Origin of the sequence: Streptomyces sp. NPDC087901 (assembly GCF_044742205.1) — a bacterium.
Classification (GTDB): domain Bacteria; phylum Actinomycetota; class Actinomycetes; order Streptomycetales; family Streptomycetaceae; genus Streptomyces.
This window is the reverse complement of the sequence record NZ_JBIUUC010000002.1, coordinates 286,820-309,956: the sequence shown is the minus strand read 5'-3', so window position 1 is coordinate 309,956 and position 23,137 is coordinate 286,820. Positions and strand designations below refer to the sequence as shown.

Genomic DNA, 23,137 nt, shown 5'->3' with positions numbered 1-23,137 from the left:
TGCTCGCAGGCGTGTGGTCGGCCGGGAGAAGGAGTGCGGTCGGTTCCTTCAGCGGATGAATTTTGCCCCTCTGCTGATTACCGCCGAGCCAGCGCAGCGGGACCGGTGCACGGGGGTGTTATGGGGGGCTCTCTTTTCGGCAAGGAACCGATACCTGGATGGGCGGTGGGACACGCCAGCGCCGCCGGTCCGGCTCTCCTGTCTCCGGGATAGCACACGGGTCTCGTTCGGTAGGGGGATCCTCTGGGGGCCTCGCGTCGTCACCCACTCGTATGAGGTGTGTGGCGAGTTCGGTCTGCTGTTCTTAGGGTCGAGGGGACGGGCACTGTCGCAATGGATGGCAGTCCGGCTCACACTGGGCGCTAATCGCCTGTGGCGACAACGGAGGCGTTGTGACTGGCAACAGCAGGCATGAGTTCAAGTTCGTTCTCACCGATGTCGAACTCACTGCGGAGCAGGAGGAGCGGGTGAGCCGTGCGGTGGCACAGGCCGGCGCCTTGGCGCTGGGTGAGCTTCTGCCGAAGGAGTCCCTGACGGTTCCGGTGAGACACAACGTCTGGTGGCACGGCATTCCTCGACCCGATCTGATGACAGAGCTTCAGAGGGTGGCGGCAGAGCAGGAGCTCCAGCAATGACACCGGCAGTCGCGGAGGGCAGGAAGACACGGGCGTGCCCGAGCGGTCCCTGTCACGAGAGCGGCTCGATTATCGGTGTGATGACGGGCCAAGGCCGACTGGCTTACCTGCCCATGCCCGTCGTGATGGACTCTGCGTTCGCCTCACAGCTGCAAGAAGCGGGACAACCAGAGCGTCGGTACCGTTTCAGCCAGCCCTGCATCGAAGAGGCTTGCTCACAGTGGACCGGCGATGGATGCGGGGTGATCGACCACGTGCTGGGGGGTCCTACCGCACGACACCATCGTCAGGGGCGTCCGGGCCTATTGCCGACGTGTGCCATCCGCCGTGATTGCAGATGGTTCTCGCAGCATGGCACAGATGCCTGCGGTGCCTGCCCGACCATTGTGGCGGACACCGGTGGGACGGCTACATACCGCCGACAGCTCCGAAACACAGGAACGAGCGGCCAGAAACTCACTGACTGATTCCCAATCGTCGTTGTCAAGCAGTAGGAGTGTGGTGCGAGGGGGAGATCGCGGTCAGGGACGTGCGCCAGGGTGATCCTCTGTGCCAACACCAAGAGCGGCGCGGGCCGCCTCCAGACGCTCCCTGGATTCGGCTATCCACTCTTCGCCCATGTCAAGCGGCACGGAGACGATGATCTGGGTGCTGGTGCCGTCGTGGACTTCGACCACGTAGGGGTCTTCGGCGATGAAGCGGAGGTAGGCGGTGCGGCCTGATTGGGGCCAGTCCGCCGTGAAGGGCTCGTCGAGGTCGGCCTCCTGTTCGGCTTCCTCGATGGCGCCGAGAAGCCGGCCCCAGTATGAGAGGTCCTCGGAGTCGAACCCGAGGTGGACAGTTCCGTTCACGAAGCCGCTGGTGATGATGACCTCCGCGTCGTAGTGCCGTACTGCCGGAGTTTCGAGGGTGGGCTCGGTCGAACGCAGGCGAACGCTGATGCTCTGGGTGAGGTCGGCCAGCCGGATCAGCTCAATTGCATCGGGGTGTGTGTTCGTGTCCATGGCCGGGAACCTACGGCAGGCGCTCAGGAATGACTCCGACGGGTGTGGGCTCTGCGTCCACTGAGAGCACCATGATCGTCATGCGGCGGCTGGTCGGGCGTTACACCGAACGTTTCACAGTCCCTCACCGGCCGGGTTCGGCTGAGTGAGGTTCACCGGATTGCCGTCGGGGTCCTTGATGTGGGCGACGCGTTGTCCCCACGGCATGTCGTTGGGGCCGCCGCTGACCGAGCCGCCGAGCGCCTTCACCCGGGCGAGCGTCGCGTCGACGTCGTCGACACCGATGCTGAGCAGGATCCGCGGCGCCGCCCCGGTCCCCGGGTTCTCCTTGGCCACCAGCCCGAGCTCGGTGTCGCCGATGCGCAGGCCGAGGTAGAAGGCCGGGCCTTCCGCCGGTACCCGGAAGATTTCCTCAGCGCCGAACAATTGCGTATAGAAGCCGAGCAGAACGTCCGTGGCGGCAGTCAGGATCACTGGCTGGATGGTGGACATGGCACTCCTGTCGAGAACGATCGTGTCGCTGGGTAGACCGTTCGAGGACGGTGAACTCATCGGCGGCACCACCCCGCCGGACGATCTACAACACAGGCTGCCGCCCACGACCAGCACGAACACTCCGTAACGAGGTCACGCCACCCCGCTGACCAGCCACTTCAGGATGGCGGAGCTTCATTGTGTCGGAGCGAATGCTGGATGCGGATGGTGCACGACATCTGCTGTGTGCTGACTCTGGGCGGTGCCCACCTGTCCGGGTCAGCCGCGTTGTCGGCGGGCACGCAGAACGGCCCAGTGGCGCAGGCGTTCGGTGATCTGGGCTTCGTAGCCGTTGCGGGTGGGCTGGTAGTACGCCTCGCGGTCCATGCCGTCGGGGAAGTAGTCGGCGCCGGAGAAGCCGTCGGTGGTGTCGGGGTCGTACTGGTAGTCCTTGCCGTAGCCGAGGTCCTTCATCAGCCGGGTCGGGGCGTTGAGGATGCGGGCGGGCGGCATGAGTGAGCCGGTGCGGCGGGCGGATCGGTGGGCCTCGTTGAAGCCGCGGTAGACGGCGATGGACTTGGGGGCCGTGGCGAGGTATACAACGGCTTGGGCGATCGCCAACTCGCCCTCGGGGGAGCCGAGTCGCTCGTACACGTCCCAGGCGGCGAGGGCCTGCTGGATGGCGTGCGGGTCGGCGATGCCGATGTCTTCGCTCGCGAAGCGGACCAGGCGGCGGGCCACGAACAGGGGGTCCTCGCCGCCGTCGAGCATGCGGGCGAGCCAGTACAGGGCTGCGTCAGGGTCGGAGCCACGCATCGACTTGTGGAGCGCGGAGATCAGGTTGTAGTGGCCCTCCTGCGCCTTGTCGTACAGCGGGGCGCGCTGCTGGATGTGGTGGGCGAGCGCGGCCGTGTCCAGGGGGGCGCCGGGGTCCGGGAGGGCCTGGAGCTGTTCGGCCATGTTGAGGAGGTAGCGGCCGTCGCCGTCGGCCATGGCGATCAGGGCGCTGCGGGCGTCGTCGTCCAGGGGCAGCCGGCGGCCGGTGAGGTCCTCGGCACGGTCGAGGAGTGTGGACAGGGCGGCTTCGTCGAGGCGTTTGAGGACGAGGACCTGGGTGCGGGAGAGGAGGGCGCCGTTGAGTTCGAAGCTCGGGTTCTCGGTGGTGGCGCCGATCAGCGTGATCGTGCCGTCCTCGACGTAGGGCAGGAAGCTGTCCTGCTGGGCGCGGTTGAAGCGGTGGATCTCGTCGACGAACAGCAGAGTGCCCTGGCCGATGGTGCGCCGGCTGCGGGCGGCGGTGAAGACCTTGCGCAGGTCGGCCACGCCGGAGAAGGTGGCCGACACCGGTTCGAAGGCCAGGTTACTGCCGTCCGCGAGGAGGCGGGCGATGGTCGTTTTCCCAACGCCGGGCGGGCCCCACAGGATGGCGGAGCCGAGGCGCTGCGACGCGACCATGCGACCCAGCGGGGCGTCCGGGGCCAGGAGGTGGTCCTGCCCGACGACATCGTTCAGTTGGGTGGGGCGCAGGCGGTCGGCGAGTGGCCGGGCGGGCTCCTCGTCGAAGAGCGGCAGGGTCGCTTCGGTCGGTTCCATCGGTCTCTCGGATCGCAGGCGGAGGTGTGCGGGCGTGGCGAGCCTTGCACGGGGCAGTGACAGGCGTGGGTTCAGCGGCTCGTGGGCGCGCTCGCGGTGCTCATCGGGTACGGGGGCGGTCGCGTCGCGGCATCCGCTCGACGGCCAGGTCGTAGGAATCCTCGACTGCGTTGGTGACCAGCCGCTTGGTGATGCCGGGGCCCGGTCCGAGCGAGATCCAGTGCCGTTTGTCGAGGTAGCGGCCCGGTGTGATCGAGACGTAGCCACGTACTTGCGCGCGGGCGTGTTCGGGTTCGCACTTGACCGTGATGATCTGCTCGTCCGGGTCCTCGGTGACGATCAGGAACACCTTGCCCGCGACCTTGTACACGTCCAGGTGCTTGGTGAACGGGTAACCGTGGTCCGTCCCGGGCAGCGCGAGGGCCGCTTGGCGGGCGGTGTCCTGGAGCCGGTCGCCGGCCGCGCTCACCGGGCCGCCCGCGTGCCGGTGCCGTAGGTGTGCGGGTCGACGGGCCGCTCGGCCTTGGGCAGGTGAGCGACCACGAGTCGGTATGAGTCGGTGACGAGCTCTCTGACGAGTTCCTCGTCGACGCCGTCCCCGCCCTCCAGCGTGATCCAGTGCTTCTTGTTCATGTGGTAACCAGGGGTGATGTGGCTGTACTGCTCCCGCAGGGCGTGGGCCTCACCGGGGTCCGCCTTGAGGATCACGACGGGACGCCCCGGGACCTCGGTCATCAGCATGAACACCTTGCCGCGCACCTTGAAGACCTCCCAGCCGGGGCCGAAGGGATGCTCCAGCTGGGCTCCGGGAACCTCCTCGGCGCAGTCGGCGGCGGTCTTGTGCAGGGTGGTTCCGTTCATGGGGCGTTGCCTTCCTCACTGGGTGCTCGCGGTGGCACACCCCATCCTTCCTCCGATGCCGACAAATGGGGCAGTAGGCTGCGGACACGTGATGGTCGACAAGCGACACCCCAGCCCGAGCGGACAGGTCGGACCGGCCGTGGTCCCGTTGTACGGTTTCCAGCCCCCGGTCGGCACCCCGTACGGCCTTGAGGTGAGCACCGTCGAGGACTTCTTCGCCCAGCACGACGACTGGCCGTGGAACCCGCCTCGTCCGGGCCGTGCCACCTTCCACTACCTCATCGCCGTCACCGAGGGCGAGTTGCGGCACGACGTCGACCACCTCACACGGACGGTCGCCCCCGGCCAGTGGCTGTGGGTGCGCCCGGGGCACGCGCAGTACTGGCATCCGCCCGGCGCCGCCCGCGGCCCCTTCATCCTGTTCGAACCGGATGTGCTGCGGCCCGACATCGCCCGCGTGCTGGCCCCGATCACCGCACACGAGGCTCCTGCCGTGCTGAGCCCGCACCCCGACGACGCCGCCTGGCTCGGACAGACTGCACTCCAGCTTCTGGACGAACACCGCGCACTCGGGCGCCGACCTCTCGATGTTCACCACGCTCTGCGCCGCAGTCTGCTCGAATCACTGCTGCTACGCCTCGCCGACGCCCCCGGGACCACCCCCGCCGACATGAGTGCCGGCACGAGCCGTGGTGACACTTACGGACGGTTCACGGGCGCCCTGGAGCTGCACTTCCGCGAACTGCACCGGGCTGCGGATTACGCCGAGTTGCTCGGCTGCTCGGTCCGCACCCTCAGCCGCGCCGCCCGGGACGCCACCGGCAAGGGAGTGCGTGAGCTCATCGGCGAGCGGCGCCTGCTCGAAGCCCGGCGCCTGCTGGGAAACGCCCAATGGGATGCCCGGTCCGTGGCCGCCCACCTCGGCTTCACCGACCCCGCGAACTTCGGCCGCTTCTTCCGCGACCGCACCGGTCTCACCCCGGCCGCCTTCGCGGCTCGCGCAGTGAGGACCGACGCGTGACGGAAACGCGGCGCAGGCCCCCTTGCCCGTCAGGAGGCGATGCCCCCCGGCGTGGTCAGTCAGTGGTGAAACTGGACAGCATCGCAGCGGGGTAGCGGCTGCCTGCCGAGCCGTGGGGAAGGATCTCAGTGATGCGGGCCAGATCGGCGGCGGAGAGCTGGACGTCGGCGGCGCCGGCGTTCTCCTCAAGGCGCTTGGTGCTGCGGGTGCCGGGAATGGGCGCGACGTCCTCGCCCTGGGCGAGCAGCCAGGCCAGCGCGAGCTGGGCGGTAGTGATGCCCCTGGTGTCGGCCAGATTCTTGAGCTGTTCGATGGCGTGCACGTTATACGTGTAGTTCTCGCCCTGCCAACGCTCGTCCCAGCTGCGCATGTCGTCCGCGGGGTATTCGCTCGCGGGCTTGACCTGTCCTGCGAGGAAGCCGCGGCCGAGCGGGGAGTAGGGCACCAGGCCGATGCCGAGTCCCCGCAGAACGGGAAGGATCTTCTCCTCGACCTCCCGCTCGAAGAGCGAGTACTCGTACTGGAGCGCGGAGACCGGGGTGACGGCGTGGGCGCGGCGAATGTACTGAGGGCCGACGTTGCTCAGACCGAAGTACTTCACCTTGCCCTCGGCGATCAGGTCGCCGACCACGCCGGCGACCTCCTCGACCGGAACGACGGGGTCGGAGATGTGCTGGTAGAAGAGGTCGATGTGGTCGCTCTGCAGGTAGCGCAGGCTGTTCTCGGCGACCTTGCGGATGTTTTCCGGGCGACTGTTGAAGCCGGGGCTGTGCAGCTGGGCGGTCATGTCGAAGCCGAACTTGGTGGCGAGGACCACCTCGTCGCGGAAGTCCTTGACTGCCTTGCCCAAGAGGGTCTCGTTGCTGCCGGTACCGGCGCCGTACAGCTCGGCGGTGTCGAAGAAGTCGATCCCGACTTCGTGGGCGCGGCGGATGGTCGCGATGCCCTCGTCGTCGTTCGAGGCGCCGTAGCCCATGGACATGCCCATGATCCCCAAGCCGAGCGCCGAGACGCGCAGACCCTGAGAGCCCAGATTGCGGTGCTGCATGAGTTCACTCCCTCAATGTGTCGCCGGCTTCACCCAGAGGCCAAACCGAACTGTTCTGTTTGACTCTACGTGTCGATCGCCTGGATGCCAAACCGAACGGTTCGGTGCTTTATCCTGGGGTTATGTCCCCGTCCCGCGACTCAGGCCAGACCGCAGCGCCCACCGCCTCCGGCGGCGACACCACGCGCGAGCGCATCCTTACCGCCGCCATGGAGGAGTTCGCCCGCCACGGCATCGCCGGCGCCCGCGTGGACCGCATCGCCAAACTCGCCAGGACCAGCAAAGAACGCGTCTACGCCTACTTCCGCGGCAAAGATGCGCTCTATGCCGACGTCGCTGCACGGGAGCACGTCGTCATCGCCGAGGCCACCCAGTTGGACCCGTCCGACCTCCCTGGATACGCGGGCCGTCTGTTCGACTACTTCGTCGCCCGTCCGGACCACCACCGCCTGATCACCTGGGGCCGCCTCGAACTGCCGGACACCACAGCCGCCGCCGACGATCACGCCCAGGCATTGATCGCCCGCAAGATCGACCAACTCCGCAAGGCGCAACAGGCCGGACAGCTCGACCCCTCCTGGGACCCGGCCGACGCCCTCGCCCTGGTCAACCAGATCGCCACGACCTGGGCGGCACAGCCCGAACACAGCGAGGCCGCCGCCGCACACGCCGTGGACCCCACCACCGCCGCCCGCCGCGCCGCGGTAGTCACCGCTGTCGAGCGGCTTTTCCCCCGAGCGCACTGACGTCCCCCGGACCGGCGTCCGCCCTGCCCGAACATTCCCGTAACGGTAGCGGCGTCGGCCGGCCTTGCCGCTCACCAATGGGCGCATCCTGCTGACGAATCAGCGCCCCTGGGCCAGGGGAACAGGTGCCGGGTGGGGCAGGCACGGGCGACCCGTGCGTGCGGATCGCGCGCCGGTCCCTCGCCAGTGACGCGCACGCTGCCGGCCCTGCGCGGCCCGGACCCCTGCAACGCCCACAGCAGGGAGGACTTCTCGGAGCCGTTGCGCCCCGTCAGCGCCGTGATCGGTACCCCTGCCACCTCACCCGGATCCCGGGTGAACTCGACCTCTTCGACACCCTCGTTGGCCGGCCGTTCTCCGCAATCCCCCATAAGCGGTACCCACACCCACAGGAGTGGTCGAACGCAGGATCACGGCACAGCGCCCCTAGCCGCATCAAGGGTCGCCCGGCTATTCGAAATCAGGTTCTAGATTTCGCCCCTGCGTACCCGTGACGGCGACAGGAAAGACCTAGTTACCCGATCACCTGTCCGCATCACCTCCGAGGAGCACCCATGCATCGCTTGCACCATCCGGCACTTGTTCATCCTGCGTTCGAAGGCTCTGTTCCTTGCCCGGATGCATTCGCTCGCCGCGCTGCCGACTGTGCCGGGTTCCTCACCGCCGGGTCCCGACCGGAAACGAGGTACCGGGCATGACTGGACCCTCCGGCTTCTCAGGGGCACTGGCCCGGTGGGTGCAATCGGTTCTGGGACCGATCCAGGTCGTTCGCGACGCCTCTCATCCGCGGACGAACTCACAGGTGTGGGAGGTGGCCAGTCGAGCCGGCCGCCACTTCGTGAAGGTGGCACCCGATCCGATTCTCTACACCCGCGAGACCCGCGCCTACCGCGAAGCCGTTCCACAACTCGGCCACGCCGGTGCCCCTGCCATGAGAGACAGCAGCGCTGAGCTGCTCGCCCTGATCCTCACCGCCGTGGACGGAGAGCCCCTCAAGTGCGAGCAATCGCTTGCACGGCGGCGTGACGCTCACAGGCAGGCCGGCCAACTCCTGCGTCGCTTCCACGATGTACTCCCGAGCCGCAGGGCACAGTCCGAGGCAGGAGCCGTCATCGAAGCCACAGTCACCGGCCTCGAAAAGCACATCGCCGCTGCCGGCAACCACCTGTCCGTCACGGAGGCCGACATGCTCCGCCGCATCGTCAGCGCCCTCCCCGCAATCGGCCCTCTGCCCTGCGGACTTCGCCACGGGGACTTCTGGGAACGCAACATCATCTGGACCGGCCGGCGTTGCGCCCTGATCGACTACGAGCGCAGTACCCCGGGACCGCTCGTCGCCGACTTCGTGAAGCTCGCCACCACCGTCTGGCCGGACCTTCCAGAGCTGGGCACTTCACTGCTCGCCGGATACGGGCGCCCCCTCTCCGACATCGAGCAGCAGGCACTGGTGTCCTTCGCTGCTGCTGACGCGGCCAGCGCGCTCGCGTACGGCCCCCTCCACGGCGACGAGCGTGTGACTGCCCGCGGCCGACGAACAGTCGAGCGCCTCACCCAGGAGGGGAGGTGGCGATGACCGACGAGCGTCACCTGCCGATCGCCCGGGCCGCCCAGGTCCTGCTGCGCCCCAACGGATCCGCCCGCTGCGTGCGCAGGCAGCCCGATGCGGCACGCACACCTGGACAGCTCACAATCGTCGGAGGGCACCTCCGGAGGGCACTGGACCGGCCGAGCTCAGGAGGCACTCCGTGAAACGGTTATTCGGACCGGTGAAAATGGAAGAACCACAGGTCTCCGACGCCGAACAGGAACTCTTCGGCGGGCCGCTGCGCTACGACATGGGCTGGTCCCAACACGAGCACGCCACACTCGACCTGACCATGGTGTCCGCGCTCCGCTCCATGCCCGCCCTGGTCGGCGCGACACTACGCATGGCCTGGAACGCCGACCGTCGTGCACTCGTCGCCGTGGCGGTCAGTGAGATCGGACAGGGCATCGCCGCCGCCGTCGGCCTGCTCGCCATCAACGCCGTCATGCACGCACTGCTCGGCGGCACCGGCAACGCCACCGAGCGACTGCACGCCCTTCTGCCCGGTCTCGCCGCCGCCGCAGCCATCGCTGTCGTCAACTCAGCCCTGGCCGGGTGGTCCACCGCCCGGGCAGGACGACTGGAACCGATCGTCGAGCGGATCGCCACCACCCAGTACCTGGCCGCCGCCGCCTCCGTCGAGCTGGAAGCCATCGACGACCCGGACTTCCGCAGGCTCGTCGACGTCGCCCAGTTCGGCCCGGGATCCGCCCGCCGCATGATCGGCGCCTGCGTCTCCGCACTGAACAGCACCATCTCCCTGATGGCCACGGCCGGCGTCCTCACCGTCCTGCACCCGGCCCTGCTCCCCCTGTTGATCCTCATCGCGGCCCCACGCGGCTGGGGCGCCATGCGTGTGGCGCAGGAGCGCTACGTGTCGGTGATGAGCTGGATCGAGCACGTACGGGCAAGCCGTCTCATCGGCAACCTGCTCACCGAGCGCACCGCGGCCCAGGAAGTGCGTATTCACGCCGTCGGTGGCTTCCTTCTCAGCCGGTACCGGCGCATGGCTGAATCTGCCGAGGCCGAGCAGGAGCGGCTGGCCTCCAGCAAGGCGCTCACGGAGTGGGTCGCTGCCGCGCTGTCCGGACTGGCGATGGCGGCCACGTACGGGGCGATGTTCTGGCTGGTCACGAGCGGCCGGATGAGTCTGGCCGTCGCCGGTACGGCGGTCGTCGCGGTCCGCTCCGGCTCGGCCAGCCTGGGCGCACTGGTGATGAACGTGAACCAGCTGCACGAGGAGTCCCTGTACGTCCGGGATCACTCCCGCTTTCTCGCCCAGGCCGCCCGGCGCGCCATCCCCGAGGGCGGCGCGGACGTTCCCGACCGGGTCGGGCACATCGTTCTCGACAAGGTCACCTACTCCTATCCCGACCGTGAGAGCCCGGCACTGGACAGTGTGTCGCTCACACTGCCCATGGGGTCGGTCACGGCCGTCGTCGGGGAGAACGGCTCCGGCAAGAGCACGCTGATGAAGGTCCTCTCGGGTCTGCTCGTGCCCCAGGCCGGGGCCTTGAGATGGGGCGACGCGGACATCGCAGCTCTCGACCGCGCCCAGGTCTTCGAGCGCGTCGCGCTGCTCACCCAGGATTTCCAACGCTGGCCGGTGACTGCCGCGATGAACATCCGGATCGGCCGCCCCGGACACCCCGCCACTCAGGAGGACCTGCAGCCGTCCGTCGACTACGCCGGCGCCGGTCCTGTCATCGCCAGACTCCCCGACGGCCTGCACAGTCTGCTGGCCCGCATGTTCCGGGGAGCCATCGAGCTTTCGGGTGGTGAATGGCAGAAGGTCGGGCTCGCCCGCACTCACTGGCGTAGCTCGACCTCGCAGGCGGACAGTGTCCTCATCGTGGACGAACCCACCTCCGCACTCGACCCCGAGGCCGAGATCGAGGCGTTCGACCGCATCCGCCGCCTCGCCGCCCCGCACCGGGCCGTCGTACTCGTCACCCACCGCATGTCCGGCGTCCGCCACGCCGACCGCATCTACGTCCTGCACCGCGGACACCTGGCCGAGCAGGGCAGCCACGACGAGCTCATGGCCGCCCGGGGCCGCTACGCCGCCATGTTCGACGCACAAGCCGCTCAGTACGCCCCCGCCGGCAGGATCCCGCACCCCACCTCCCCCACCGTCCCGGACTCCGCATGACACCACCCTCCGGAACGCACACCATGTCGGCCTCCCACCACGGGACCGGGCTCGCCGTCGACGAGGCCGATCCTTCGCTCGCCCACACGCTCGACCTCCTCGGCCGCAGCAGTCCGGTCCACGCACCTGACCCTTCACACGGAACAGAGCTCATGCCGTTACAGGCGGGGGCACAGCCCCCTGCCCTGCCGCCTGGAACCTTCCAAGACGGGAAGGATGTGCCCCGCACATGTTCACCACACAGAGGCAATGGGAACGCGGCTACGCCGACGGCCGCCGCTATCGCCCGCTCCGCGACGCCGAGCGGTCGCTGCTGACCGCCCATGTGCCGGCCCCGGCCAACGGCAGGGCCCTCGACGTCGGGTGCGGGACGGGTGAACTGGCAGCCCACCTGCACTCGATCGGCTATTGCGTCGACGCCGTCGACTGGTCCGAGACCGCCCTCGCCGAGGCGGCGGCCCGGCACGGGGAGACTGCCCGGTGGCTGCTCGGCGATATCGAAAGCGCCAACACCGAGCCGCTGCACCCCGACGGCTATGACGTGATCACATTGCGGTTCGTCTATCCGTTCCTCAACACCCGCGACCGGACGCTGCTCTCCCTCGGCCAACGCATTCGGCCGGGTGGAGCCCTCGTGCTCATCACCCCGCTTGCCGCGGACACGCCGACCGAGCGACGCGGCATCGCGCTCGACGAGGACGAGCTCACCCAATTGCAGGCCGGCTGGTCCGCTGCAGAACGCCACGACCACGAGGGCGTGGCCCTCCTGGTCCTGCGTGGTCCACATCGGGACGGGACCGCACCAGCTTCCCCCTTCCAACAACGCTATGTGGAAGCCAACTTGGACAGTGAGCAGAAGAACCTTCAGGCATGGACCACGTACGGCACCCACCACATCGTGAGAGCAACCGAGATCCCCGAAGTCGATCGCATCTCCTGGGCCGCCTGGCCAGAAGCTCCAGGGGTGGAGGTCCTCGGCGACCTGAGCGGCCGACGCGTCCTCGACCTCGGCTCCGGCATCGGCAAGCACGCCGCACACCTCGTACGCGCGCACGGAGCGGTGGTGGACGCCATCGACTCCTCACCTGAGCAGCACCGGCGCGCGTGCGAACGGTACTGTGAACTGAACGGACTGCGACTGCTCCTGGGCGACGCCGTTGATCATCTGCGGTCTGCGGAACCGTACGACGTGATCTACTCCATCGGCGGAATCCCTTATATCGACCCCCACCGGCTCCTTCCGTTCCTGGCGGCAGCACTCAAGCCCGATGGACGCCTGTGCTTCACCACTCTGCACACGAATAGCCGCGGTGACGGTCCCAGCACGTCCCTGGCCGCCCGGCCCGAGGTCCTGCCTCTGGCCGGCGGCGGAGACCTCACCGTGCACATGTGGGTCCTCACCCCGGAGCTCTGGGAGGACCTGCTCGTCGAGTACGGGCTGCGCGTCGAGGGCATCGATGTCCTCGACTCCCCTGACCGCGACAACCACGTGTCGTACCGCCTGTTCCATGTGCGCCACCGCACCCGTGTCACGTCCAAACACCACTCGGGGAGCGCCACATGAGCCCACAGCGCCATCGCGAGCCACTCAACGTCCACCTGATCCTGCGCCGCGAGGGCGTTCGTGCTCCGGAAGTCCTCCTGTCCCGACGAGCCGGCGAGGTCTGTGCGGCCGGCCTCCGGCACCTTCCGCCCGTGCACCTGGACGGTCCGCACGAGGACGTGGTGGCTGCGCCTGTCCGCGAGGCCAATAGCCCAGCGACCCGATCCCGTATGACAGACCGGCTCCGACACGTCCAGGGCCGAGAGAGGACGGGCTCGAACCTCCCGGTCCGGCTTTCGGCAGATGCCTCCCGGGGGCAGTCGGACGCAAGCAGCGTTTTCGTCGACTTCGCAGGTGGCCTTCATGGCTCAGAAGGGGCAGATTCTGTTGATCAATCCTCCGACTCATGAGCAGCGGCCACACGTGAGGTCTGGCGTACCGGACAGGGGCCCGAAATGGCTGCCTCCGGAGCAGTATGCCGAGACGGTGTTGAAGGCGACGGCGTTCGCGTGTCTGTTCTTCACCGACGAGCATGACAATCCCCTGCAGTTGAGGGCGGTCTACTCGCAGACCCATCCATGGCAGTTCGTCGGCGGAACGATGGATCCGGGCGAGCGGCCTTGGGCGACGGCGCTGAGGGAGTGCCAGGAGGAGACCGGAATCGCCTTTCGGGGTCAAGCCAAACTCTTGGCCTCGGTCTTCGGCCAGCCGGGGGCGGAGTGGCCCTACGCAACAATCGGCTTCGTCTTCGAGGGAGGCCGGCTCACCTGTGACGAGATCAAGTCCCTCACCCTCGATCCCGCCGAACACGACGAAGCCCGCGTCCTGCCCATGTCAAAGTGGCGACCGCTCATGCCCCAACGGGACTTCGCCCGGCTGGAGGCGGTGGTGGAAGCCCGTCGCACAGGCTCAGCGGCACACTTCGAATCCTGGGACTGGGAAGGCTGATGACGATCGTCCTGATGTCCGATCCTCGTGGCGGCCGCCACCGTCAGCGGCATGGCGATGGCCACCATGCCCGCAGGCGCCGCTCTGGACTTCCTCACCCTGCTTCACCTCTGTGCGGTGGCCTTCGTCGTGAGTTCGTCGCAGGTGATCGGACCGGCGGCGAGTCTGCCGTACATCCCAGTCCTGTTGCGTTGCGACCAATTCACGGTCTCCAGATCGCCCATGTCAGTGGCCGGAGCGATGGCCTCGGCGCTGCAGGACTCGGCGAGGGTGGGGCGGAGCGGCGTTGACTGCCAAGTGACCCAGGACGGCGGCCAAGTCAACTTGACGCTTCCTCCGGTCGCCGGTCATCGCCGGCTGCGGTGGGGATGGCGTTGTCGATGAGGACGGCGGCGATGGCTGCGGCGGCGGGGAAGGCGTCGGCGTTGAGGACCCGGGTGCGGGCCGCGGCGCCGTCGATGAGCAACGCGAGCTGCTCGCCGAGCTGTTCAGGGTCGACGGCGCCGGCTTCACGGGCGGTGTCGGCGAGCCGCTCGGCGACGGCTTTCTTGTAGTCGCGCGCGTACTGGGACGCGGGGTGTTGGGGGTCGTGGAGTTCGACGGCGGCGGCGATGTAGGGGCACAAGGGGGTGGTGGGGGGGATGTCGAAGGCGGCGAGGAGCCGTTCGCGGGGCGTGAGGTCGGTGCGGTCGAACACGCCGGACAGAACGGAGGGGTCGAACCGGCGCAGGTACTCGGCGACGAGCTCGTCCTTGCCGGTGAAGTGCTGGTAAGCCGTGCGCTTGGACACCTGGGCCGCCGCGCAAAGCTGGTCCATGCCCGTGCGGTTGATGCCCTGCTCGCGGAACAGCTGCTGGGACGCGCCAAGGATGCGCTCGCGGGCGCCCCGGCCGCGGCGGCGGCCCGTGGGGCCCTTCTCCAACTCCGTCATGGGTCCATCGTACCGCAGCTTGGTAACGACCGGTGTACATAGTTTGCACCCCGGCCGCCTGCCCGATACCGTAAGCACACAGAGCGGTGTACATAACGCCGCCAGGTGCGCACGGCACCACCGACCCAAGGGAATGACCATGGGAAAGCTTGATGGCAAGGTCGCGGTCATCACCGGCGGCACCACCGGCATGGCGCTGGCAGGAGCCAAGCTGTTCGTCGACGAGGGAGCGCACGTCTTCATCACCGGCCGCCGCCAGGACGCCCTGGACGAGGCCGTGAAGCAGATCGGCCGCAACGTCACCGGCGTCCAGGGTGACGCCGCCGACCTGGACGACCTGGACCGCCTGTACGACACCGTCAAGCGGGAGAAGGGAAGCCTCGACGTGCTGTGGGCCAGCGCCGGCGGGGGCGAGCCCGCCCAGCTCGGCGAGATCACCGAGGCCCACTTCGACGCCGCGTTCCATCTCAACGCCCGAGGCACCCTGTTCACCGTCCAGAAGGCCCTCCCGCTCTTCAACGACGGCGGCTCCATCTTCATGACCGGCTCCAACGCCTCCCTCGGCGCCTTCCCCGGCTGGAGCGTCTACGCCGGCAGCAAGGCCGTCCAGCAGGCATGGGCCCGCGTGTGGCTCAACGAGCTCAAGGACCGCCGCATCCGCGTCAACATCCTGACCCCCGGCCAGGTCGCCACCGCCAAGCAGGAGGAACTCTTCGACGAGGCCACCAAGCGCCAGTTCGAGTCCCTCATCCCCCGCGGCCAGATGGGCCGCCCCGACGAAATCGCCGCCGCCGCCCTCTTCCTCGCCTCCGACGACTCCAGCTACGTCAACGGCTTGGAGCTCGTCGCCGACGGCGGCACCACCGCCATCTGAACCGACCAACCACAACCAGGGCAGGACATCTCATGAGCAGCATCAGCATCATCGGCACCGGGAACATGGCCCGCACCATCGGCGCGCGGGCGATAGCGGGCGGCAACACCGTCGAGGTCATGGGCCGCGATCAGTCCAAGGCCGCTGACCTGGCCAAGGCTCTCGGCGGCGGCGCCACGACGGGAGAATGGGGCACCGCACCGGCTGGGGACCTCGTCATCGTGGCCCTGTTGTACGACGGAGTCGTGCCGGTCGTCGCCCAGTACGGAGACGCTCTCGCGGGCAAGGTCATCGTCGACATCAGCAATCCCTTCAACTCCACGTTCGACGGGCTGGCCCACCGCGAGGAGACCTCGATCGCGCAGGAAGTCGCCAAGGTGGCACCGGCCGACGCCAGCGTGGTGAAGGCGTTCAACACGGTCTTCCGCCATGTCCTGGAGAAGGGGCGGCCGGACGTCTTCATCGCCGGCGACAGTGCGCAGGCCAAGGCAAGCGTGGAGGCGTTCGTCGAGAGCCTCGGGCTGCGCCCGCTGGACGTCGGCGGCCTGAAAATGGCGCACTGGCTGGAAGGAGCGGGCGTGGTCACGGTGGGCCTCGCCAACCACGGGGTGGGGAACTTGGACTTCGCTCTCAGCATCGCCGAACTTCCCGTCTGAGCGAACGGTTGACGGATACCCGCGATGACTCGCCACTGAAGCTTCGTTTCACACTCCCCATAGCCGGGCCCGCTATGGAGGGAGGTGTTCGAAGTCCCGACCCACCGGCACAGGAGCCAATGCCACGAAGTCAGAGGGAAGCCGGCCACGCCAAGCGGGGCGATGATATTGGCGGTTGAGCCGGACGAAGCAAGGGGGCCTCTGGTAGCCCGGAGTGGTCCGCCACGATCATCCCCACCGTCACGGGCGGCCTGCTCGCCGACCGCTGATCGACACCAGCTGCCAGCCACAAATGAACGGCCCGAGCCACCGTCCCAACACGCGCCCTAAGAACCCCGCCGACAAGAACGGCAAGCGCCCAGCCACTCGGCGAGGCCCACCCCGAAACCGTGGCCGGCATCCACCTGATGGCGATCGTCGGCCCGGCCGCCTACGACGCCGCCGGTGTCCCACCCGAGGAGCAGGAGTACCTCGACCCCGTCGCCAGGTGGTCCGCCGACGAGGGCGGGTACCCGCATCAGCAGAGCACCCGCCCTGCCAGGCTGAGCTACGGCCTTGCCGACTATGCCCGGCATACAACAGAGCAACTCCGCGGCGGTTACCGCGTTGCGGTGGCCAGTGCCGTGCGGATGGCGTCCTTGCCGACCGGCTGGCCCTTCTCGTTCGAGTACGGCCCGTACGGGGTCCCCCACACCGGCGTGCCCGTCGCCTGCCGCCAGCTATCGGCCAGAGGTCCCGCGTCCACCACGCCGTACCCGATGGATTCGATGAATTCGGTCACCGCCGCCTTCGCCGGCGCGGAGTCCCCGGCGATCGGCAGGTACGAGCGGTCGGCCGCCCCCGCCGGGCGGGCGAGTGACAGCAGGTGCTTGAAGAAGATGTTGTTGAACGCTTTCACGAGCATGGCGTCCGGGATGTACCGCAGGAGCAACTCGCTCGAGGTGAGCGACTTGCTGTCGAGCTCGGGGATGTGTCCGTCACGCTCGGGGCCGTAGTTGCAGGTGTCGATGACCGTCTTCCCGGCCAGTGGCGCGGCGAGCAAGTCGGGGAATGCCTTGACCGGCACCGTGACAACGACGATTTCACCGGCCGCCGCGGCCTCCCCGCTCGTCGCCACGGACGCCCGCGGCCCCAGCTCCGCGGCCTTGTCCGCGAGCGTTTCGGGACCGCGCGAGTTGCTGAGCACGACCTGGTGCCCTGCCTCGACGGCGAGCCGCGCGAGGGTACTGCCGATATATCCGCTACCGACGAATCCCACAGTCGTCATATTCTCAGCGTCCTTCCAGAAGAGCCGAACCCTTGGCATTTGCCGGACTCGTTGCGACAGCGGCCCTGCCGTCAGCCGGCGGAGAAGTAATGGCCGTTGTCCAAATCGGCGAGCAGGCTGGGCTGAGCGGGTTCCCAGCCGAGGGTCCGGCGGGTGGTGAGGTTGGACACCGGGTAGTTCTGCGTGACTATGTTCGCGAGGAACCCAAAGTATCCCGGCACCATCAGTACGTCCGCGGGAACGCTCACGGTGGGCAGTCCCAGACGGCTGCCAATGGCCTCGGCGATCTCGCGGAACGGGATGGCCCCGTCCCCGACCGCGTGCCAGTATCTGCCGGCCGGCCCCTTCTCCAGCGCCAAGCGGAACAAGGAGGCGACATCGCGGACGTGCACGGCGTTCCACAGGTTCGCGCCGTCTCCGGGATAGCCGACGAAACCCTTCTCCTTCGCGAGCGCGATCAGCGTGGGGAGGAAGCCGGCACGGTCGGTCGTGCTGTGCGCGATGTTGGCAACCCGCACGACCGAAGACCGCACTCCCCGCTCGGCGAGGCCGATTACGGCGGTTTCCACGGCGTTACGAACCCGCAGGGTGCCCTTGTACTCATCGCCGCCGGGAAGGGCCGGGTCCGCTTCGGTGGCCGGCCGGCCCAGGTGCTGCCCGGGCGAGCCAATACTCCCCGCCGCGACCAGCGGCTTTCCGGTTCCCGCCAGTGCCTCGCCGTACGCGAGCATGATCGGGAGCTCTGCGGCGGCCACGGCGTCGATCCCTCCGGACGGAAGCAGCTCTTGCCTGTGCGCGACGTGGATGACGCCGTCGGAGTCCGCGGCCGCCTCCCTGAGCCTGTCAAGATCCTGGAGGTCGCCGCGACGCACCTTCGCGCCGAGCGCGGACACCGCCGCCGCGGCCGTGTCCGACCGGGCCAGGCCGGTGACCTCGTGCCCGGCGGCGATGAGCTCGGGGATGATGTACGAACCGGAATGGCCGGTCCCACCTGCGACGAAAACGCGCATCCTACTGTCCTCTCGAGGGTAGGTGGAGGGGCTGTTCTTCACGTGCCGTAGATCAACTGGCGTGATGTGGCGCGAGAAGTGGTGGTGCGGTGCGCTCAACTGAGAATGGTGACGCCGAGGGAGAAGTTGGTGTGCTTGACGGAGTGGGTGATGAGGCCCAGCTCCAGCAGGCCGACGTTCTCCAGGGCCCGCGCCATCGGCAGTTCCCCGGTGTCCATCGGGCGCAGCCCCAGGCTCTCGATGAACGCTGACACGCGTGCCTTTGCCTGCGCGTCGTCGCCGGCGATGAACACGTCCAATGGGCGACCCTCGGCTGGGCCGGCCGCCAGAACGTGGGAGAACAGGGTGTTGAACGCCTTGACGACATGCGCGCCGGCGGGGGCGGCCTTCGCGATCTCCTGCGCGCCGGAACTGCCGCCGGGGGTGACGAAGCCCTTCAAGTCGGGGGTGACGGGGTTGGTGACGTCGATGATGACCTTGCCCTGTAGTGCGTCCCCGAACTCGCTCACCACCGCCGCCGCGCCGGCGTACGGCACGGCGAGGACAACGATGTCCCCGGCCGGGGCGGTGCCGGCCGTCCCGACGGTGGCGCCGCCGAGCGCGCCGGCCAACTCCTTGGCCCTGGCCGGGTCACGGCCGATGATCTCGACGGCGTTGCCGCCGGCGAGCGCCCGGGCGGCCAGGGCGCGGGCCATGTTCCCCAGGCCGATAATGCTGATGCTGCTCATTGATGTGTCTGCTTTCTGGAGCTGTGGAGCTGGATAGGACGCCATGCTCACTCCGCCATTGCTGACGGTTGTGTCGTCGACGCCGTCGAATGCAGCGATAGGTGGCGCTCATTCCCGATGTGCTCATTCTGGGACTGGGTCCTGCTGCCAAGTTCCGATGTTGAATTCCGGTGCTGAATTCACTGAGGCCCCATCAGGTACTTATTCAGGTTGCCATTGCCCCGGATGAGCGTCCAATACTTCTTCAGGCCGTGGTGATACCCTGGAGGCATCACCGGACCGGGAGGCGCCATGGATCTGGACCTGCGCAAACTGCGTTACTTCGTCGCCGTGGCCGACCGGTTGCACTTCGGCCGCGCCGCCGATGAGCTGCATATCGCGCAGCCGGTGCTCAGCCGGCAGATCCGCGCGCTCGAGCAGGATCTCGGTGCCTCGCTGTTCACCAGGGATCGCCACGGCGTTGCACTGACCGACGCGGGCCGGCAACTGCTGACCGACGCCGGCCCGCTGCTTGCCTCCGCGCACGCGGTCCGCCGCCGGGTGTCCGTGGCCGCCCGTGGCAGCCGACGGCTGATGGTCGGCTTCCGGGCCGGCATCCCGGTCATCCCGGCGGCGCGGGCGTTCGAGGCCCGGCACCCGGACGTGGTCGTGGACGTGCAGCGGATCGAATCGGACGACCAGGCCGCGATGCTGCTCGACGGCCGCATCGACGTCGGCTATGTGCGGTTGCCCATCGACGAAGCCGGCCTGCGCGTCACCCCGCTGTACACCGAGCCGCGGATGGCGGTGCTGCCCGCCGGCCACCGGTTGGCCGGCAAGGAAGAGGTCACCGAGGCCGACCTGGCCGGCGAACCGCTGGTCTGGCATGCCGACCCGAGCACGCAGCCCACCAGACGGCCGCACCCCAACGCCGGGTACCTGGTACGCGGGGTGGACGAGACGCTTGAGCATGTCGCGGCCGGCCGGGGCATCTCGTTCCTGGCCCGTTCGGCGACGGTGTTCCACTCACATCCGGACGTCATCTATGTGCCCGTCCCGGATCTGGCGCCCGACCAGGTGTGCCTCGCGATGGCGGCATCGCGCACGTCACCGGTGGTCGATGACTTCTTCGCTGCGGCTCAGGCGACGGCCGAGATCACGGCAGAATGCGGGAACTATGAAATGTGGCAGCTCGGAGGCGAGGCCCTTTCACAGCAGGGTTGAGCAGTCCGACTGACAACAGCAGCGCCGGCAGAGCCTGTTCGTCACGCGAAAGCAGGGTCTGGACCCGGCCGAGGTGGACGCGGTGGTGGTGTCCCGTCTTCACGGCGACCAATTCGGTGGCATCCCGTTCCTGATCCTGCACGGCCACCCACCCACCTCCCGGCTCCCCACCGGGTAACCGCAGGTGCCCGTCCGGCGGATGCCGGTCGTCGCAGTGACGATTACGGGCACGCCTTCGCTTGGTTGGGGGAGGGACCGAAAGAGGTCCCCCGCCGGGCGTCCGCATGAGGCTCCCGGAGATGACAGCTGGGGGCTGCGGTGGGTTCGGGTGGGGAACAGAGACGTCTCTTGTCTGCCAGTGAGATGCGCGTGGGGGTGGCTGAGTTCGTAAGGCGGGTGACAGCGCGGAACCGCTTGCCCCTGGACTACTCGGTGGCGAGCCTCCGTGTGGTGGACCGCATCACCGATGGGCTCCGCGGCACCGGGCCGGAGCAGCGGAACGTGGCACGTGAGCTGTTCTGGCTCGGCGCCTACGCGGGCGAGGTGTTCGTCCGGAGGGCCGGCGCACAGTGGGTGGACTTCGACCGGGCCCAGCAGGAGCTTTTCGGTCAGATGGTGGGTGTCCGGATGCCTGACGGGCGGGTATGGAATCCGATCGGGAAGGTGGCCAAGCGGTTCGTGGCCGGCCAGGAGGAGTCCGTGCAACAGATGTACTTCCTGCTCCATGGCCGCGCACCGATGAAGGCCGCGCGGTGAGCTCACATCCCGTTCCGGGGGCGGCCGGTGAAGCGGTGCTTCCGCTTGCTGTGACATTTCTGTGTGCCAGGACGCAGAAGAACGAGGGGCAGCATGCTGGACGATCGAAGAGGCACGTGTGGGCAGGGGCGGGGACCGGCGTCATACGCAGGCGTACGACGCAGAGCTCGGGATGGCTGTATCGCTTGCTCAGCGGGGGGATGAGGACGGGTTCGCAACGGCGTACCGGCTGGTGCATCCGGGACTCCTCGGATACGTGCGTGGGCTCGTCGGGGACGACGCGGAGGACGTCGCATCGGATGCCTGGCTGGAGATCGCCCGGGACCTGGGGCGATTTCGCGGCGATGGCGCGGGATTCCGCGGCTGGACGGCGACCATCGCGCGCCACCGGGCCCTGGACCACCTTCGCAAGCAGAGGCGAAGACCTCGTACGTCTCTGATCGAGCAGGATGTCCTGGAACTGCCCGGGCGGAGCGACACGGTGGATGCTGTGCTGGAGTCGTTGTCGACACAGCGGGCGCTGGGACAGCTCCGCGAGCTCCCGCCCGACCAGGCGGAGGCTGTTCTGCTGCGGGTGGTGGTGGGTCTGGACGGACCTGCCGCGGCGCGAGTACTGGGTAAGCGGCCCGGCGCGGTGCGGACGGCCGCTTACCGCGGGTTGAAGCGGCTGGCGGAGCAGTTGAGTTCGGGCAGCGGCCCGGAGGGGGCGGCAGATGCGGCGCGGGGCGTTGTGAAGGATGAGACATGAGCCGCAAGGCGGAAGAAACGAATCCGGCGCTCGTCACACCTGGGATCGAGGCGCTCGCGGATGCTGTGCGAGGCGATGTCGGACCGGCGGGTGTCGAGCGGGCGCTCGTGGCCTTCCGGGAGGCCGGCAGCGCGGCGACGGGGACCGTCTCGCTCAGGCGCCGAAGGCGCGACGACTGGCGTCCGGTCCGCCGCGGCTTTCCCCTCCGTGTTTCGTTGCGGGCGGCTCTCGGTCTCGTCCTCGGCGGAGTGACGGTGGGCGGGGTGGCACTGGCCGCCGGCACAGGCGTGATACCGGATCCGCTCGCACCGGCCGAAACTCCTGGACCCCGGCCGGAGGTGCATGCTCCGCGCACTCCTGGCAGCACCGGTGCGGGGCCGGACCGGACCACCTCGTCACCGGCACCCACGCCCTCGGGCTCGGCCACGTCCCACGATCCTGCACCGGGCAACCGCGTCGCGCTGTGCCACGCGTGGGCCAGGGGCAACGGCAAGCACCAAGGTGCGGCCTTCCGGCAGTTGGCGGAAGCCGCGGGCGGAGACGACGCGGTGGGTGCCTACTGTGCCGCGTTGTCCGGTGCGGACGACGCTGCTCGTTCGGCGCCCGGGAAGTCGGCGGGGACGCCCGCGACGGGGCGGTCGAAGGACCGCCCGGCGGCCTCTCCCTCACCAGGCAGGAGCGCGGAGCACACCGCCGGCGCCGGTCAGCGTCCGTAGCCGGCCCGGCGCGTCCGCCGGCCGGCAAGAACGCAGATGCCGCCACCAAAGGTGACCAGCACGCCGAGCACCACGGCCAGTCCGAGCTTGACCGGGGCGCCGCCGCTCTCGAGTGCGCGGCCCTGGACCGCGGCGGTGGGAACGGTGCCGGAGTTCTCGCTCAGGAAGTACCGCGAGTCGTTCGAGTTCTCGCGGTTGTCGCCCAGGAGGAACATGCGTCCAGCCGGTACCTTCACGTCATAGGGTGCCGTGTTGAACCCGGCATCCGCCTCCTTCGCATAGGGCTCGTCCGCCGACGTTCCGTTGACGGTCAGAGTCCCGTCGGCGAAGACGACGCGGTCGCCACCGAGTCCGATGACGCGCTGCAGGACCGGCAGCCCGCTGTAGCGGTCCGGCACGCTGTAGAGCACGACGTCCCCTCTCCGTACGTCGTTGCCACTGGATCGCTCGACCGTGACACGGTCGCCCTCGCGGTACGTGGGTTCCATCGCTCCTCCGGCCGTGACCACCGTGTAGGCACCCAGAACCGACCAGAACGCCCCGGCAGCCGTGAGGGCCCCCAGGACCGCCAGGACCGTCCCCGTAACCAGCAGTCGGCGACCGGCGTACGGGCGTTGGATATCGCTCATCATCTCTCC

General features: G+C 68.5%; 24 protein-coding genes and 1 pseudogene. 13 read left to right on the top strand and 12 right to left on the bottom strand.

All coding sequences use genetic code 11. From position 1 onward, the window contains the following. Positions 1 to 392 precede the first annotated feature (392 nt). Positions 393 to 635: a hypothetical protein gene (locus ACIOEW_RS06910; RefSeq protein ID WP_359713116.1), complete on the top strand. Its 243-nt coding sequence runs from the start codon at positions 393 to 395 to the stop codon at positions 633 to 635. Positions 636 to 1,156: 521 nt separating this feature from the next. On the opposite strand, the gene ACIOEW_RS06905 is transcribed toward ACIOEW_RS06910, so the two are convergent. The 5 genes from ACIOEW_RS06905 to ACIOEW_RS06885 form a co-directional block, all read right to left on the bottom strand. After that, complete coding sequence (locus ACIOEW_RS06905) at positions 1,157 to 1,639, bottom strand: DUF5959 family protein (protein ID WP_401962034.1); 483 nt, start codon at positions 1,637 to 1,639, stop codon at positions 1,157 to 1,159. Positions 1,640 to 1,753: 114 nt separating this feature from the next. Next, positions 1,754 to 2,131 (bottom strand): VOC family protein, encoded by a 378-nt coding sequence (locus ACIOEW_RS06900; protein WP_362549211.1) that lies wholly within the window; start codon positions 2,129 to 2,131, stop codon positions 1,754 to 1,756. 261 nt (positions 2,132 to 2,392) lie between these two features. Next, positions 2,393 to 3,706 (bottom strand): replication-associated recombination protein A, encoded by a 1,314-nt coding sequence (locus ACIOEW_RS06895; protein ID WP_401962031.1) that lies wholly within the window; start codon positions 3,704 to 3,706, stop codon positions 2,393 to 2,395. A 100-nt stretch (positions 3,707 to 3,806) separates the two neighbouring features. After that, entirely contained in the window at positions 3,807 to 4,175 is a 369-nt protein-coding gene (locus tag ACIOEW_RS06890; RefSeq protein ID WP_401962028.1) for an MmcQ/YjbR family DNA-binding protein, read from the bottom strand. Then, positions 4,172 to 4,567, bottom strand: a complete 396-nt coding sequence (locus tag ACIOEW_RS06885; RefSeq protein ID WP_362548813.1) for an MmcQ/YjbR family DNA-binding protein — start codon at positions 4,565 to 4,567, stop codon at positions 4,172 to 4,174. Before ACIOEW_RS06885 ends, ACIOEW_RS06890 begins: the two co-directional genes overlap by 4 nt. Before the next feature lie 88 nt (positions 4,568 to 4,655). Between ACIOEW_RS06885 and ACIOEW_RS06880 the strand changes: the two genes are divergently transcribed. Then, a complete protein-coding gene (locus ACIOEW_RS06880; protein WP_401962024.1) occupies positions 4,656 to 5,588 on the top strand; it encodes a helix-turn-helix domain-containing protein in 933 nt (310 codons plus the stop codon). Positions 5,589 to 5,643: 55 nt separating this feature from the next. Here ACIOEW_RS06880 and ACIOEW_RS06875 read toward each other — a convergent pair whose 3' ends face one another. Then, on the bottom strand, positions 5,644 to 6,636 hold the full coding sequence (locus ACIOEW_RS06875) for an aldo/keto reductase (RefSeq protein ID WP_401962021.1): 993 nt from the start codon (positions 6,634 to 6,636) through the stop codon (positions 5,644 to 5,646). Positions 6,637 to 6,758: 122 nt separating this feature from the next. Here ACIOEW_RS06875 and ACIOEW_RS06870 point away from each other — a divergent pair, with 122 nt between their 5' ends. Next, positions 6,759 to 7,382 carry a TetR family transcriptional regulator gene (locus ACIOEW_RS06870; RefSeq protein ID WP_401962018.1) on the top strand — a complete coding sequence of 208 codons (624 nt, stop codon included), beginning with the start codon at positions 6,759 to 6,761 and terminating at the stop codon, positions 7,380 to 7,382. A 158-nt stretch (positions 7,383 to 7,540) separates the two neighbouring features. Here the strand turns inward: ACIOEW_RS06870 and ACIOEW_RS06865 are convergent. Next, positions 7,541 to 7,666: pseudogene (locus ACIOEW_RS06865) on the bottom strand (ABC transporter ATP-binding protein); the annotation flags it as partial. Positions 7,667 to 8,076: 410 nt separating this feature from the next. On the opposite strand from ACIOEW_RS06865, the gene ACIOEW_RS06860 reads away from it, so the two are divergent. The 4 genes from ACIOEW_RS06860 (at position 8,077) to ACIOEW_RS06845 (ending at position 13,610) form a co-directional block, all read left to right on the top strand. Continuing rightward, entirely contained in the window at positions 8,077 to 8,955 is an 879-nt protein-coding gene (locus ACIOEW_RS06860) for a phosphotransferase (protein ID WP_401962017.1), read from the top strand. 199 nt (positions 8,956 to 9,154) lie between these two features. Continuing rightward, complete coding sequence (locus ACIOEW_RS06855) at positions 9,155 to 11,119, top strand: ATP-binding cassette domain-containing protein (protein WP_401962014.1); 1,965 nt, start codon at positions 9,155 to 9,157, stop codon at positions 11,117 to 11,119. Positions 11,120 to 11,348: 229 nt separating this feature from the next. Then, positions 11,349 to 12,683, top strand: coding sequence for a class I SAM-dependent methyltransferase (locus ACIOEW_RS06850; RefSeq protein ID WP_401962011.1), 1,335 nt, complete (start codon positions 11,349 to 11,351; stop codon positions 12,681 to 12,683). Between the two features lie 342 nt (positions 12,684 to 13,025). Beyond that, positions 13,026 to 13,610 carry an NUDIX hydrolase gene (locus tag ACIOEW_RS06845; protein ID WP_362548836.1) on the top strand — a complete coding sequence of 195 codons (585 nt, stop codon included), beginning with the start codon at positions 13,026 to 13,028 and terminating at the stop codon, positions 13,608 to 13,610. A 319-nt stretch (positions 13,611 to 13,929) separates the two neighbouring features. Here the strand turns inward: ACIOEW_RS06845 and ACIOEW_RS06840 are convergent, their stop codons facing one another. Next, positions 13,930 to 14,541: a helix-turn-helix domain-containing protein gene (locus ACIOEW_RS06840; RefSeq protein WP_362548839.1), complete on the bottom strand. Its 612-nt coding sequence runs from the start codon at positions 14,539 to 14,541 to the stop codon at positions 13,930 to 13,932. Between the two features lie 139 nt (positions 14,542 to 14,680). Here ACIOEW_RS06840 and ACIOEW_RS06835 point away from each other — a divergent pair, with 139 nt between their 5' ends. Continuing rightward, positions 14,681 to 15,415 carry an SDR family NAD(P)-dependent oxidoreductase gene (locus tag ACIOEW_RS06835; protein ID WP_401962007.1) on the top strand — a complete coding sequence of 245 codons (735 nt, stop codon included), beginning with the start codon at positions 14,681 to 14,683 and terminating at the stop codon, positions 15,413 to 15,415. 32 nt (positions 15,416 to 15,447) lie between these two features. After that, positions 15,448 to 16,071 carry an NADPH-dependent F420 reductase gene (locus ACIOEW_RS06830; protein ID WP_401962004.1) on the top strand — a complete coding sequence of 208 codons (624 nt, stop codon included), beginning with the start codon at positions 15,448 to 15,450 and terminating at the stop codon, positions 16,069 to 16,071. A gap of 598 nt (positions 16,072 to 16,669) precedes the next feature. On the opposite strand, the gene ACIOEW_RS06825 is transcribed toward ACIOEW_RS06830, so the two are convergent. The 3 genes from ACIOEW_RS06825 to ACIOEW_RS06815 form a co-directional block, all read right to left on the bottom strand. After that, entirely contained in the window at positions 16,670 to 17,329 is a 660-nt protein-coding gene (locus ACIOEW_RS06825; RefSeq protein WP_401962951.1) for an NADPH-dependent F420 reductase, read from the bottom strand. Between the two features lie 80 nt (positions 17,330 to 17,409). After that, entirely contained in the window at positions 17,410 to 18,348 is a 939-nt protein-coding gene (locus ACIOEW_RS06820) for an SDR family oxidoreductase (RefSeq protein ID WP_401962001.1), read from the bottom strand. 95 nt (positions 18,349 to 18,443) lie between these two features. After that, positions 18,444 to 19,076, bottom strand: coding sequence for an NADPH-dependent F420 reductase (locus tag ACIOEW_RS06815; RefSeq protein WP_401961998.1), 633 nt, complete (start codon positions 19,074 to 19,076; stop codon positions 18,444 to 18,446). 291 nt (positions 19,077 to 19,367) lie between these two features. Here ACIOEW_RS06815 and ACIOEW_RS06810 point away from each other — a divergent pair, with 291 nt between their 5' ends. The 4 genes from ACIOEW_RS06810 (at position 19,368) to ACIOEW_RS06795 (ending at position 22,499) form a co-directional block, all read left to right on the top strand. Continuing rightward, a complete protein-coding gene (locus tag ACIOEW_RS06810; protein ID WP_401961996.1) occupies positions 19,368 to 20,279 on the top strand; it encodes a LysR family transcriptional regulator in 912 nt (303 codons plus the stop codon). Between the two features lie 432 nt (positions 20,280 to 20,711). Further along, complete coding sequence (locus ACIOEW_RS06805) at positions 20,712 to 21,035, top strand: hypothetical protein (protein WP_401961993.1); 324 nt, start codon at positions 20,712 to 20,714, stop codon at positions 21,033 to 21,035. 118 nt (positions 21,036 to 21,153) lie between these two features. Further along, on the top strand, positions 21,154 to 21,783 hold the full coding sequence (locus tag ACIOEW_RS06800) for an RNA polymerase sigma factor (protein WP_401961991.1): 630 nt from the start codon (positions 21,154 to 21,156) through the stop codon (positions 21,781 to 21,783). Continuing rightward, positions 21,780 to 22,499 carry a hypothetical protein gene (locus ACIOEW_RS06795; RefSeq protein ID WP_401961989.1) on the top strand — a complete coding sequence of 240 codons (720 nt, stop codon included), beginning with the start codon at positions 21,780 to 21,782 and terminating at the stop codon, positions 22,497 to 22,499. Before ACIOEW_RS06800 ends, ACIOEW_RS06795 begins: the two co-directional genes overlap by 4 nt. Here the strand turns inward: ACIOEW_RS06795 and lepB are convergent. Continuing rightward, positions 22,487 to 23,128, bottom strand: coding sequence for a signal peptidase I (lepB, locus tag ACIOEW_RS06790; RefSeq protein WP_401961986.1), 642 nt, complete (start codon positions 23,126 to 23,128; stop codon positions 22,487 to 22,489). The genes ACIOEW_RS06795 and lepB overlap by 13 nt on opposite strands. Positions 23,129 to 23,137: the final 9 nt, after the last annotated feature.